Below are 12,441 nucleotides of genomic sequence, written 5' to 3'. Positions count from 1 at the left end.
GTTAGATGAACTTTACAGTCGCCATCGTCGGGCGCCCCAATGTCGGCAAATCCACGCTTTTCAACCGTCTGGTCGGAAAGAAGCTGGCGCTTGTCGACGACACGCCGGGGGTGACCCGCGACCGTCGCCCGGGCGATGCCAAGCTCATCGACCTGCGTTTCACCATCATCGATACGGCCGGTCTCGAGCAATCGGGTCCGGATACGCTGCAGGGCCGCATGTGGCTGCAGACAGAAGCGGCGATCGACGAGGCGGATCTCACGCTGTTCGTGGTGGATGCCAAGGCCGGCCTGACGCCGGCCGACCAGACGCTGGCCGACATGCTGCGCCGGCGCGGCAAGCCGGTCGTGCTGGTCGCCAACAAGTCCGAAGCCAAGGGCTCCGAAGGCGGTTTCTACGACGCCTTCACACTCGGCCTTGGCGAGCCTTGCCCGATTTCGGCCGAACATGGCCAGGGCATGATCGACCTGCGCGACGCCATCGTTGAGGCCCTCGGCGAGGAGCGGGCCTTTCCGCCGGAGTTCGACGAGGCGGTGACCGATGTCGATATCCGGGCCGATGCCGACGTGGATGTCGAGGACGACGACCATGAACCGGAATATGACGATACCAAGCCGTTGCGGGTGGCGATTATCGGCCGTCCGAATGCCGGCAAGTCGACGCTGATCAACCGCTTCCTCGGCGAGGACCGGCTGTTGACCGGGCCTGAAGCCGGCATTACCCGCGACAGCATCTCGGTGCAATGGGACTGGCGCGGCCGCACCATCAAGATGTTCGACACGGCCGGCATGCGCAAGAAGGCGCGTGTCCAGGAAAAGCTTGAAAAGCTCTCCGTCGCCGACAGCATTCGGTCCATCCGCTTTGCCGAACTGGTGGTCATCGTTTTCGATGCCACCATTCCCTTCGAAAAGCAGGATCTGCAGCTGGTCGACCTGGTGATGCGCGAGGGCCGCGCCGCGGTGCTGGCCTTCAACAAGTGGGATCTGGTCGAGGACACCCAGGCCGTCCTGGCCGACCTGCGCGAAAAGACCGAACGGCTGCTGCCGCAGGCCCGCGGCATCCGCGCCGTGCCGATTGCCGGCCAGACCGGCTATGGCCTCGACCGGCTGATGCAGTCGATCATCGACACGGACATGGTGTGGAACCGCCGCATCTCGACGGCGAAGCTGAACAAATGGCTTGAGACCCAGCAGATCCAGCATCCGCCACCGGCCGTCTCCGGCCGCCGTTTGAAGCTGAAATACATGACCCAGGTCAAGGCCCGCCCACCGGGCTTCATGATTTCCTGCACGCGGCCGGAATCGGTGCCGGAATCCTATATCCGCTTCCTGACCAACGGCCTGCGCAACGATTTCAAGCTGCCGGGCGTGCCGATCCGCATTCACCTGAAGGCGTCTGAAAACCCCTTCGAAAACCGCCGCAAGAAGCGATAGGCGGCTTCTTCACACGTAGCGGCGGCGCAGCAGGCTGCGTTTCTGGCCTTGCGCCTTGGCGGCCTGGACATTGTCGAAGAACTGCCGGGTTGCCGCCTCCCAGGAATAGGTTTCGGCGAGTTTGCGGGCCGCTTCGCGCGAGCAGTCGAGTGCCTTTCGGCAGGCGAGCGCCAGATCGTCGTCGAGCGCGCCGGCCTGGCTTTCCGGCGTGAGGATGTCGACCGGACCGGTCACCGGAAAGGCGGCGACCGGCACGCCGGAGGCGAGCGCTTCCAGAATGGTGTTGCCGAAGGTGTCGGTCTTTGACGGAAACACGAAGACATCGGCCTGCGCATAGGCGGCCGCCAGCTCCCTGCCGAATTTCACGCCGGTAAACAGCACATCGGGATAGCGGGCTTGCAACTCGGCGCGGGCCGGGCCGTCGCCGATCACCACTTTCGAGCCGGGCAGGTCGAGATCGAGAAAGGCCGGCAGGTTCTTCTCCACCGCCACCCGACCGACGGTCATGTAGAGCGGGCGCGGCAGGTCGAAGGGTCTGTCTTCGAGCGGAGCGGGGTGGAACAGCGTGGTGTCGATACCGCGGCTCCACAGGCACAGATTGGTGAGGCCCTTGCCCTCCAGTTCGCGGCGCAGGCTTTCGGTCGCCACCATGCAGGCGCCGCCGCGATTGTGGAACCAGCGAACATAGGCATAGAGCCAGCCAAGCGGCACCGGCACGCGCGTCGCCACATATTCGGGAAAGCGGGTGTGATAGCTGGTGGAAAACGGCATGCCGTTCTTCAGGCACCAGCGCCGCGCCATCAGTCCGAGCGGCCCTTCGGTGGCGATGTGCAGGAAGGTCGGCTGCTGGGACTCGATCAAACGGGCGATCTGGCCATAGCTTGCCAGCGACAGGCGGATTTCCGGATAGGTCGGCATCGGAATGCTGCGAAACGGCTGAGGGGTCACCATGGAGACCTCGACGCCCATGCGGGCCAGAACCGCATTGGTGTTCTCGATGGAGCGGACGACGCCGTTGACCTGGGGGTGCCAGGCATCCGTCACGAGGGTCAATCTCAGCATGGCGTGGCCGCTACCTTCATGTGCATGGGCCGACGAGAGGTTTTCGGCATGTCCGTCCGTTGCCGCAGGGTGTCTGGATCGTCGGGACGATGGCCTCAAGCAAACGTTGCCTGGGACCGGGTTCTGCCTTGGGCCGCCGGCGGTTTGATTCCACCTTCGTCGTGATGCCCCGCTTTATGTGATGGTATGATTACAGTTTGATGTCAGCCGGCCCTTTCGCCGCAAATGCCGCATCGGTCACCGGAGAACGCAGGGTTTCGACGAGTTTGCGCGACAGGCGCAGGCCCGCCTTCTGTGCTTCGTCCAGCCTGGCGGCCTTGTCCCGGCCGGGGATATGCACGCCTTCGCCGGACAGCCGTCGAAGCTGCTCGTCCAGCCGGGTTTCGAAGGCCGGATCGAGCAGGGCCGGTGATATGGCAATGACCACGAGGCCTGAACCGGGACTGTCGGCGCCGGCTTCAAAGCCCGGCGCATCCATCGACCAGTTGGCAGCGCCAAGCCCGGCGGCCATGACTTCGACCATCAGGGCCAGGTTGGCGCCGCGGCTGCCGCCGAAGGTCAGCAACGCGCCTTTCAGAGCCTCGCTCGCATCGGTGGTCGGCTGTCCCTGTCCATCGACCGCCCAGCCTTCGGCCAGGCTTGTGCCAGCCGCGGCGGCGGCGCGAATGTTGACAAAGGCCGTGCTGCTGCTGGACTGGTCGATCAGCAGCGGCGGACCGTTGGCGCGGGGTGCGGCAAAGGCCAGCGGATTGGTGCAGTAAACCGGTCTCCGCCCGCCCGGCACCGTCATCAGCGCCGGGCCGTTGGTGACGGCGATCGCCGCCAGGCCGGCCTTTGCCAGCCGCCACGGATAATAGCCGAGCTCTCCCGTCGTATAGCTGTTGTGCTGCGACAGAAGCGCAATGCCGAAGGTTCTGGCGCGGGTGGTCAGGTCGTCGAAGGCGAGATCGAAGCCGTATTGGGCGATGCCGCGCCTTGCATCGATCTTGACGAGGGCTGGGGCCGGCGAGCTGATCCGCGGTGCGGCCTGTCCGTCGATCCGCCCGTCTTCCAGGCCCTTCAGATAGTCGAGCAGGTGCGACAGGCCGACGGCGCGGTTGCCGCTGGCCTCGGCGGAAATGGTGGCCGCGGTCAGCGACGCGGCGGCAGCGTCGGTCATGCCGCAGGCCGTGCAGGCGTCTTGCACCAGGGCCTCGATGTCGGCCAGCGAGAGCAGCAGATCATCGCTCATGGTCGTGTCCCTCCGGGCCGGTTCGTCACAAAAGGCCGGTTCTGCACTGGCCAGCCGTGGTCGTTTGCCTATATTCACAAAGCTCAAGGCCTTCAACGACCCGCCACGCTCCAGCCGCAGGATCCCACAATGGCAAATTCCCCCCGCAAAAGTACATCCCCAAAAACCAAAACCAATGCCGACTGGTGGCGGGGTGCGGTGATCTATCAGGTCTATCCGCGCTCGTTCCAGGACACCAATGGTGACGGTATCGGCGACCTGAAGGGGGTGACGGAGCGGCTACCCTATATCGCCTCGCTCGGTGTCGATGCCATCTGGCTGTCGCCGTTCTTCACCTCGCCGATGGCCGACATGGGCTATGACGTCGCCGATTACTGCGACGTCGATCCGATGTTCGGGACGCTGGCCGATTTCGACGAGATGATGAAGGAAGCCCATCGGCTGGGGATCAAGGTCATCATCGACCAGGTGATTTCCCACACTTCCGATCGCCATCCCTGGTTCATCGAGAGCCGCTCCAGCCGCAGCAATCCCAAGGCAGACTGGTATGTCTGGGGTCCGGCCAAGCCGGATGGCACAGCGCCGAACAACTGGATGTCGATCTTCGGTGGTCCGGCCTGGGAATGGGAGGGGCAGCGCCGGCAATATTACCTGCACAATTTCCTCGGCTCGCAGCCGGATCTCAATTTCCACAATCCGGATGTGCAGGATGCCGTGCTGGACACCGTGAAATTCTGGCTGGATCGCGGCGTCGACGGTTTTCGCCTCGATACGGTCAACTACTATTTCCACGACAAGGAATTGCGCGACAACCCGCCGCTCGCCAAGAACGAAGACGATGCGCCCGGCCTCGATGCGCCGGATGTCAATCCCTATGGCATGCAGAACCACCTCTACGACAAGACGCAGCCGGAAAATCTCGATTTCCTGCGGCGGCTGCGCGCCCTGCTCGACCAGTACGACGGCCGGGCGACGGTCGGCGAGGTGGGCGACGGCGCCCGCTCGCTGAAGACACTGGCCGATTATACCGGCGGCGGCGACAAGCTGCATATGTGCTACACCTTCGACCTGCTGGGGCCGGGCTTCACGCCGACCCATATCCGCGACTGCGTCACGGCATTCCAGACCATGGTGGCCGATGGCTGGGTGTGCTGGGCCTTTTCCAACCATGACGTGATCCGTCATGTCACCCGGTTCATCGAGGGGCCGCTGGAGGTGGTGCGGGTCGCCAAACTGTCGATCAGCATCCTGTCGGCGCTACGCGGTTCCATCTGCCTCTACCAGGGCGAGGAACTGGGCCTTACCGAGGCGGATCTCGCCTTCGAGGATCTACGCGATCCCTATGGCATCCGCTTCTGGCCGTCCTTCAAGGGCCGCGACGGCTGCCGCACACCGATGGTCTGGTCGAGCGGCAGTGCCCATGCCGGCTTCACCACCGGCACGCCATGGCTACCGGTGCCGGCGGAGCATCAGGCGCTTTCCGTCGACGCCCAGGAAAAAATGCCGGACTCGGTGCTCGCCCATTACCGGGAGACCTTGGCCTTCCGCAAGGCGCATGCGCCGATGATCGACGGCGACATGCAGTTCATCAAGACCAAGGAAGACGTGCTGGCCTTCACCCGCGAAAAGGCCGGCGAGCGCCTGCTGTTCGTGTTCAACATGCGCCGCGGGCCGCAGGAGGTGACGCTGCCGGCCGATATCAAGGTCAAGGAAGCCTTGGCGCTGCCGGGCTGCCTTGGCACGATCAAGGGCCAAGTCGTGCATCTGCCGACGCTGGACGGCTTTTGTGCGCGGCTTTGACCTGCAGGAGGTGTTGACATGCGCGTAGAGCCGGCCGGCATCGACCAACTCGAGGCCTGGACGGCGCTGCGCCATCTGCTCTGGCCGCAGACGTCGCTTGCCGATCACCGGGTCGAGATCCGCGCCACGCTGGACGAGCCGGACCGGCTGGCGGCGTTTGTCTGTCATGGTGAGGCGGGAGAGGTGATCGGCCTTGCCGAGGCCAGCCTGCGCACCGACTATGTGAATGGTTGCGAGACCTCGCCGGTCGCCTTTCTCGAAGGCATCGTGGTCAGCCCGCAGTTCCGGGGCCAAGGGGTGGCGGCCGGCCTTGTGGCGGCGGTCATCGAGTGGGCCCGGCACAAGGGCGTGCAGGAACTGGCCTCCGATGCGGATCTGGGCAATTCAGCGTCGCATGCCATGCACCGGGCGCTAGGCTTCGAGGAGACGCAGCGCGTCGTCTATTTCCGCAAGCGGCTCGATCCCTCGGACTGACGGACGGCCGGCGTTACAGGCCTTCGTCGGGAATGTTCAGCACATGGCCGCAGGCCTTGCAGTGCACGGCGTCGGCATCGTGGCGGCTGAGCCCGCATTGCGGGCAGGGAAAGGTGACCTTGAAGGGCCGGACAATGGCCTGGGCAAGCCGCACGAACAGCGAGATGCCGACGATCATGGTGACGATCGAGGTCAGCTTGCCGAGCGTGCCGGGCAGGGTGATATCGCCGAAGCCTGTCGTGGTGACGGTCGCGACGGTGAAATAGAGCGCATCGACAAAGCCTTCGATGCCGTCCCGGCGATAGAAGAAAAACGTGTAGACGAAGCCGGTCGCCATGAACAGGAAGACCAGCGCATTGATCACGGCGCGGATGACGTCGCCGAGATGGCTCTGGCCGAGGCGCCGCAGAATGACCCGCAGCAGCGTGCTCTCGCCGATTGCCCAGATGCGCATCGCCCTTAAGAAGGCGAAGCTGTAGAGCAGGTCGGGGAAGAGCAGCGTGCCGAGGATGATGAAATCCACCCAGATGATCGGCCGCTTCAGCCAGTCCTTCAGGTCGCGGGCGATGATGGCGCGGGCGGTCAGTTCCGCGGCGATCCAGGCGGCGATCAGGTAATCGATGATCAGATAGCTCGGGCCGGCGCGCAGATAGGGGCCGAGGATGAAGAAGGCGATGATGGCGAGATCCACCAGCGTCAGCGCGATCTGGAAGCGGATCGCCGCCTTGTCCTGGCCGATATAGAGCCGGCGCAGCCGGTGGCGGAAATCTAGCTCTGTCATCGGCGCCGATCGGGGTACTGGCTGCATGTCAACATTTCCGACCATCTGGCGCGGCGGGCGGCAATGTCAAGGGAAGGTGCGCTTCTCACCCGATCAGCATGAACTTGTCGACATCGACCATGCCCTTGTCGGAGATCTTCAGGTGGGGGATGACGGGCAGCGGCAGGAAGGCGAGTTGCAGGAAGGGTTCCTCCAGCGTCGAGCCCAGCGCATAGGCGGCTTTGCGCAGGGCGTGCAGGGTGTCGCGGACGCTTTCATAGGGCTCCAGGCTCATCAGGCCGGCGACCGGCAGGGGGATTTCTCCGGTGACCTTGCCATCCTCGACCACCACGAAGCCGCCCTTGATCACGCTCAAGCGGTTGGCGGCGAGCGCCATGTCGTCCTCGTTGACGCCGACCACGCAGATATTGTGGCTGTCATGGCCGACGGTCGAGGCGATGGCGCCCTTCTTCAGGCCAAAGCCCTGCACGAAGCCATTGGCGTGGTTGCCGTTCTTGCCATGGCGCTCGATGACGGCGACCTTGATGATGTCGCGGGTCAGATCGACCGTCGACTGGTTGCCGGAGACCGGCAGGCGGTAGCGGCGGTATTCGGTGATGATTTTTCCCGGCAGCACGCCCATCACGGGCGTTTCGCCATCGGCGACCGGCACGGCGAACTGGGCCGACTGCACCGGCCGCGCCTTGACGCTGTCGAGGCCGACCGGGGTGACCGGTTTGCGGCTGGCAAACAGCGCATCGGTGACGCGGCGGCCGCCGGCAAAGACCATTTCGGCCTTGCAGCTTTCCAGGCTGTCGAGCACGACCAGATCGGCCCGCCAGCCGGGTGCCACCAGGCCACGGTCGCGCAGGCCGAAGGCGCGGGCCGCGGAAATCGAGGCGGCACGGTAGATCGCCAGCGGTTCGACGCCATTCGCAATCGCCGTGCGGATCATGTAGTCGAGATGGCCGTGTTCGGCGATGTCGAGCGGGTTGCGGTCATCGGTGCAGAGCGCCAGAAAGGGTGACAGGCGCTCGGTGATGATCGGCAGCAGGGCGTGCAGGTCCTTCGACACCGAGCCCTCGCGCACCAGGATATGCATGCCCTTTCGGATCTTTTCCATGGCCTCCGCGGCACTGGTCGATTCATGCTCGGTGCGGATGCCGGCCGAGAGATAGCCGTTCAGGTCGCGGCCCGACAAAAGCGGCGCATGACCGTCGATATGGCCGCCCTGAAAGGCTTCCAGCTTGGCCATGCAGATCGGGTCCTTGTGGATGACGCCCGGAAAATTCATGAATTCGGCCAGGCCGATGACCTTTTCATGATTGCGGAACGGCAGCAGCTTGTCGATCGGCAGGTCGGCGCCGGAGGTTTCCAGATGGGTGGCCGGCACGCAGGAGGAGAGCTGGACGCGGATGTCCATGATCGTCTCGCGGGCGCTGTCGAGGAAGAACTGGATGCCTTCCGCCCCCAGCACATTGGCGATCTCGTGCGGATCGCAGATGACGGTGGTCACGCCATAGGGCAGCACGCAGCGGTCGAATTCGTGCGGGGTGACCAGCGAGCTTTCGATATGCAGATGGGTATCGATGAAGCCCGGCACGACGATTTTCCCCGAGATGTCGATCACCTCGACGCCGTCATAACTCTCGCAGGTGCCGATAATGCGGTCGCCGCAGAGCGCGATGTCGGAGGCGACCAGCTCGCCGGTCACCAGATCGAAGAAGCGGCCGCCGGTCAGCACGAGATCGGCCGGCTCACGGCCGGTGCCCTGGTCGATGCGGCGCTCGAGTGTGCTCATGGCGGGACTCCTGTTGTGACATGTGTTGATTTCACTGTAGCGGCTGGCGGGGGGCGAGGGGAAGGGCGGCGGCGGCGATTGGCGGGCTTTGGTGTCACTCCTCCAAAACCCACCGCCGGCCGGTCAGTTGGCGGTCGTAACGGGGCAGGTGCAGGGTCGGGTCGGTGGCCAACATGGCTTGCAGGCGGCGGCGGGCTTTGAGGTAGTTTTCATAATGCCAATCGGTCGCCATGGCGACGCAGAGCGGCAGGCGGGCGGCGGCGGTGCCGGACAGGCCCATGAATTTCTGCGCGGCGGTGGCACCGCTGGTGCGCTCGCTCTTGACCATCGGGCCGGTGCAGCAATGGTCGCGGCGGCATTTGCGCAAGCCGCATCGAGGCTGCTCCGGCCACAAGAGGACCGCCGTGCGGGCGAAGCGCTGGTGATGGTCGGCGAGGCGCTCATCGATGGCGCTGAGATCGATCGAAGGGATTTCGGATTTGGCCATGGGACATGCCCTCTCGTTCACGCGGGCGGTTTTCGCTCCGTGGTTTGCTGTGATCGGGTGCCCTTCACGGGCTGGTCGGTCGGGACACGGTTTCATGCCTCGATTGATTTTAAATTATATGACACGAAGCCGTGTCCCGTTCGGTGTTTTGTGCCGTGCTTGGTCGGTCTCTCTGCGCGGATCAGGCACCTTTTCCAGGGGGATGCTGACGGGCAGAACCCGCCGCGTCCCGAAAGGCTGCCGGTTAGAGCAGCCAGTTGCCGATCGTGTCATGGGTGCCACACAGGCACGCCCCGCGTCTTTCGGCGAGAGGGAGACCCGTCATCACACAGCCCCCGCTATCCTGCCCGCGTTTTGGCAGCACACCGAGGCACCGGTCCCGCCTCGCCGGCAACGCAACCGGTGTATCCGATGACGGGACGGGGTGATTTTAATGCCGCGGCGGCGTGGGGGCATGGGGCGGCGGTTGCGGGCTTGATTTTGTTGGGGAATCCGCTGGACGCGTGCTTCGGTGCGGCGTCGTGCCATGCCCCTCACCCTGGCCCTCTCCCCGCCACGCGGGGAGAGGGGACGCGGCTGGCGCTGTGGAGGGGGAAGGGTGGCGGTGGTGGTGGGGCTTTGGTGTGCGTGCATTTCCCCTGGGGACCCTCGCTGCCAACCGCCTTCGCGTCGGGGCCGACAGTCGTCATCCTCGCCCTTGAGGCGAGGATCCAGAGCCGCGCGCTCGGCCTGACAAAAAGAGTGGCGGCCTGACGGAGGTCAGGCCGGTGGATCCTCGCCTCAAGGGCGAGGATGACGGAGGGTGGGGGCGCGGGCTACTGGCGGCCGTCGTCCACCAGATCGACGCGGAGATGGCGGCGCGGGCGCAAGCCGTCGGCGAACAGGCCAAGGACGATTGGCAGGCGCTGCTGGCGGAAGGGGTGGCCTATATCGAGATGGCGCTCGATCCGGACGTGCAGCGCATCGTGCTGCTTGACGGACCGGCGGTGCTGGGCGATCCCTCGCAATGGCCAAGCCAGAATGCCTGCCTGCAGGTCACCCGGCAGGCGGTCGAGCACTTGATCGCCAAAGGGGTGATGAAGCCGGTCGATGCCGAGGCGGCGGCCCGGCTTCTGGCGGGCGCGGCGCTCAATGCCGCCTTGTGGATTGCCGCCAGCGACGATCCTGAACATGTCCTGCCGAAGGCGATCGACGCGTTTCGGGCGCTGGCCACGGGTTTTCTGTCAAAACCTGCGTAACTCTTGCCCTCAGACGATCGCCTCGCGATGGCCGAACGGCGTGTCATCGTCGAAATTGACGCTGCCGATGCGCTCGCTTTCGCCCGACAGGGTGGCTTCCGGCTCCGGCTCCGCGGCGGGCGCATCGCCCTCCGGCTCGAAGAACTGCCGGCTCGGGGCGTGCCCGTCTTCTTGAACGCCGCCGGGCTCGTGGTCCTCGGCCGGGTGTGGGTGGGGAGCCTCGTTGTGCGCTTCGGCGGCGAGCGCCAGCAGATCGGCGGTCATGCGGGATTGCCGGGCGGCGACCCAGGCATTGTCGGCCTCCGATTCGATCGACAGGCTGGTGCCGATCTGCGTCGCCGTGGTGGCGGCGCTGGACGAGATGCGGTCTACCGGGTCAACCATGGCGGTCTCCTGTTGAAAGCTTTCGGGCGTCGGGCGTTCAGCGCCCTGTGGCGGAAGGTGCGGCGGACCGTCACCCTGTCATGATTTTAACATGGGGTTGGCGGCGGCTTGCGGCAAGGGGGGCCGTTTGCGTCGGCGCCATCGGCCCCCTCATCTGCCCTTCGGGCATCGTCTCCCCACACACGCACCGTCATCCCGGCCTTGCGCCGGGATCCAGCCGCGGCGCGTCTGCGCCGTGAAAGAGTCTTGCGCGATCAAGGACTTGATCACGCTGGATCCGGGCGCAAGGCCGGGATGACGGAGGCGGAGACGCTGCTGCCTTCAGGCGTTCCGCCAGACGGCCTGCCTCAGATATTCGCCTCCAGCACCGTCCGCAGCTTGGCGAACAGTTCGTCGATCTGGTCTTTTGTGATGATCAGCGGGGGCGAGAGGGCGATGATGTCGCCGGTGGTGCGGATCAAAAGGCCGCTCTCGTAGGCCTTCAGGAAGGCGTTGAAGGCGCGCTTGGTCGGTTCGCCTGATATCGGGGCAAGCTCGATGGCGCCGATCAGGCCGAGGTTGCGGATGTCGATGACATGCGGGCAATCGCGCAAGGAATGCAGCTGTTCTTCCCAGTAGGGGGCAAGTTCGCTAGCGCGGGTCAGCAGGTTCTCGTCGCGATAGGTGTTGAGCGTGCCGATCGCGGCGGCAGAGGCGACCGGATTGCCGGAATAGGTATAGCCGTGCATGAACTCGATCATGTGTTCCGGGCCGGTCATGAAGGCATCGTGGATTTCCGGCGTGACGAAGACGGCGCCCATCGGGATGACGCCATTGGTCAGCCCCTTGGCGGTCACCATGATGTCGGGCTTGACGTCGAAATATTGCGAGGCGAAGGGGGCGCCGAGGCGGCCGAAGCCGGTGATGACTTCGTCGAAGATCAGCAGGATGCCGTGCTTGGTGCAGATGTCGCGCAGCTTCTGCAGATAGCCCTTCGGCGGGATCAGCACGCCGGTGGAGCCCGAAACCGGCTCGACGATGACGGCGGCGATGGTTGAGGCGTCATGCAGGGTGACGATGCGCTCCAGCTCGTCGGCAAGCTCGGCGCCATGCTCCGGCTGACCCTTGGCAAAGGCGTTCTTGGCGGGCAGGTGGGTATGCGGCATGTGGTCGACGCCGGTCAGAAGCGTGCCGAACATCTTTCGGTTGGAAACGATGCCGCCAACCGAGATGCCGCCGAAATTGACGCCGTGATAGCCGCGCTCGCGGCCGATCAGCCGGAAGCGGCTGCCATTGCCCTTCACGCGCTGGTAGGCGAGCGCGATCTTCAGCGCGGTCTCGACCGATTCGGAGCCGGAATTGGTGTAGAAGACGTGGTCGAGGCCGTCGGGGGCGATGTCGACCAGGCGGTTGGCAAGCTCAAACGCCTTGGGATGGCCGAGCTGGAAGGCGGGGGCATAGTCCAGCTCGCCGGCCTGGCTGGCAATCGCCTCGGTGATCTGCGGACGGCAGTGACCGGCATTGACGCACCAGAGGCCGGCGGTGCCGTCGAGCACCTGGCGGCCGTCATGGGTCGTGTAATGCATATCCTTGGCCCCGACGAAGAGGCGCGGTTCCTTCTTGAACTGGCGGTTGGCCGTAAACGGCATCCAGAAGGCGCGCAGGTCGTTGGGGGTGGTGTTCAGGCGGTTGGACATAATGCTCTCCATGGCCGGTCTTGGCGGGCGGGCGGCCATTGCCCATGCGGTGGCGATGATGCCGGATTTTTGACGGTGCGGTCAAATTATCAGCG

At 64.9% G+C, this 12,441-nt stretch carries 11 protein-coding genes; 4 read left to right on the top strand and 7 right to left on the bottom strand.

Annotation, left to right across the window (positions count from 1 at the left end; translation table 11 throughout):
- Nucleotides 1-5: 5 nt before the first annotated feature.
- Nucleotides 6-1,433, top strand: coding sequence for a ribosome biogenesis GTPase Der (gene der / locus HGO38_RS06130; protein WP_250955058.1), 1,428 nt, complete (start codon nt 6-8; stop codon nt 1,431-1,433).
- A gap of 9 nt (nt 1,434-1,442) precedes the next feature.
- On the opposite strand, the gene HGO38_RS06125 is transcribed toward der, so the two are convergent.
- Both HGO38_RS06125 and HGO38_RS06120 read right to left on the bottom strand, forming a co-directional pair.
- Nucleotides 1,443-2,495, bottom strand: coding sequence for a glycosyltransferase family 4 protein (locus HGO38_RS06125; protein ID WP_250955057.1), 1,053 nt, complete (start codon nt 2,493-2,495; stop codon nt 1,443-1,445).
- A gap of 190 nt (nt 2,496-2,685) precedes the next feature.
- The gene (locus HGO38_RS06120) at nt 2,686-3,726 is read right to left on the bottom strand and encodes an Ldh family oxidoreductase (RefSeq protein WP_250955056.1); all 1,041 of its coding nucleotides are present in this window, start codon (nt 3,724-3,726) and stop codon (nt 2,686-2,688) included.
- Between the two features lie 129 nt (nt 3,727-3,855).
- Here HGO38_RS06120 and bglA point away from each other — a divergent pair, with 129 nt between their 5' ends.
- Together bglA and aac(6') are read left to right on the top strand one after the other, a co-directional pair.
- Nucleotides 3,856-5,526, top strand: a complete 1,671-nt coding sequence (gene bglA, locus HGO38_RS06115) for a beta-galactosidase BglA (protein WP_250955055.1) — start codon at nt 3,856-3,858, stop codon at nt 5,524-5,526.
- Between the two features lie 18 nt (nt 5,527-5,544).
- Nucleotides 5,545-6,000, top strand: a complete 456-nt coding sequence (gene aac(6') / locus HGO38_RS06110) for an aminoglycoside 6'-N-acetyltransferase (RefSeq protein WP_250955054.1) — start codon at nt 5,545-5,547, stop codon at nt 5,998-6,000.
- A gap of 13 nt (nt 6,001-6,013) precedes the next feature.
- On the opposite strand, the gene HGO38_RS06105 is transcribed toward aac(6'), so the two are convergent.
- The 3 genes from HGO38_RS06105 to HGO38_RS06095 form a co-directional block, all read right to left on the bottom strand.
- The gene (locus HGO38_RS06105) at nt 6,014-6,781 is read right to left on the bottom strand and encodes an ion channel (protein WP_250955053.1); all 768 of its coding nucleotides are present in this window, start codon (nt 6,779-6,781) and stop codon (nt 6,014-6,016) included.
- An 85-nt stretch (nt 6,782-6,866) separates the two neighbouring features.
- Entirely contained in the window at nt 6,867-8,561 is a 1,695-nt protein-coding gene (gene ade, locus HGO38_RS06100) for an adenine deaminase (RefSeq protein ID WP_250955052.1), read from the bottom strand.
- Nucleotides 8,562-8,655: 94 nt separating this feature from the next.
- Complete coding sequence (locus tag HGO38_RS06095; RefSeq protein ID WP_250955051.1) at nt 8,656-9,048, bottom strand: hypothetical protein; 393 nt, start codon at nt 9,046-9,048, stop codon at nt 8,656-8,658.
- 767 nt (nt 9,049-9,815) lie between these two features.
- Between HGO38_RS06095 and HGO38_RS06090 the strand changes: the two genes are divergently transcribed.
- On the top strand, nt 9,816-10,286 hold the full coding sequence (locus tag HGO38_RS06090; RefSeq protein WP_250955050.1) for a TetR family C-terminal domain-containing protein: 471 nt from the start codon (nt 9,816-9,818) through the stop codon (nt 10,284-10,286).
- 9 nt (nt 10,287-10,295) lie between these two features.
- Here HGO38_RS06090 and HGO38_RS06085 read toward each other — a convergent pair whose 3' ends face one another.
- Together HGO38_RS06085 and aptA are read right to left on the bottom strand one after the other, a co-directional pair.
- Nucleotides 10,296-10,670, bottom strand: a complete 375-nt coding sequence (locus tag HGO38_RS06085) for a hypothetical protein (RefSeq protein ID WP_250955049.1) — start codon at nt 10,668-10,670, stop codon at nt 10,296-10,298.
- Nucleotides 10,671-11,017: 347 nt separating this feature from the next.
- Entirely contained in the window at nt 11,018-12,346 is a 1,329-nt protein-coding gene (aptA, locus tag HGO38_RS06080) for an omega-aminotransferase AptA (protein ID WP_250955048.1), read from the bottom strand.
- Between the last annotated feature and the right edge of the window lie 95 nt (nt 12,347-12,441).

It is taken from the genome of Rhizobium sp. CG5, assembly GCF_023701945.1.
Classification (GTDB): Bacteria; Pseudomonadota; Alphaproteobacteria; order Rhizobiales; family Rhizobiaceae; genus Allorhizobium.
Note: the sequence above shows the minus strand (reverse complement) of the source record. Positions and strands in the feature narration are given on the sequence as shown.

Excerpts from the sequence above, each read along its gene's own strand:
- HGO38_RS06095 (WP_250955051.1), bottom strand. The coding sequence starts at position 9,048 with ATGGCCAAATCCGAAATCCCTTCGATCGATCTCAGCGCCATCGATGAG.
- HGO38_RS06085 (WP_250955049.1), bottom strand. The coding sequence starts at position 10,670 with ATGGTTGACCCGGTAGACCGCATCTCGTCCAGCGCCGCCACCACGGCG.
- aptA (WP_250955048.1), bottom strand. The coding sequence starts at position 12,346 with ATGTCCAACCGCCTGAACACCACCCCCAACGACCTGCGCGCCTTCTGG.
- HGO38_RS06125 (WP_250955057.1), bottom strand. The coding sequence starts at position 2,495 with ATGCTGAGATTGACCCTCGTGACGGATGCCTGGCACCCCCAGGTCAAC.
- HGO38_RS06120 (WP_250955056.1), bottom strand. The coding sequence starts at position 3,726 with ATGAGCGATGATCTGCTGCTCTCGCTGGCCGACATCGAGGCCCTGGTG.
- ade (WP_250955052.1), bottom strand. The coding sequence starts at position 8,561 with ATGAGCACACTCGAGCGCCGCATCGACCAGGGCACCGGCCGTGAGCCG.
- bglA (WP_250955055.1), top strand. The coding sequence starts at position 3,856 with ATGGCAAATTCCCCCCGCAAAAGTACATCCCCAAAAACCAAAACCAAT.
- der (WP_250955058.1), top strand. The coding sequence starts at position 6 with ATGAACTTTACAGTCGCCATCGTCGGGCGCCCCAATGTCGGCAAATCC.
- HGO38_RS06105 (WP_250955053.1), bottom strand. The coding sequence starts at position 6,781 with ATGACAGAGCTAGATTTCCGCCACCGGCTGCGCCGGCTCTATATCGGC.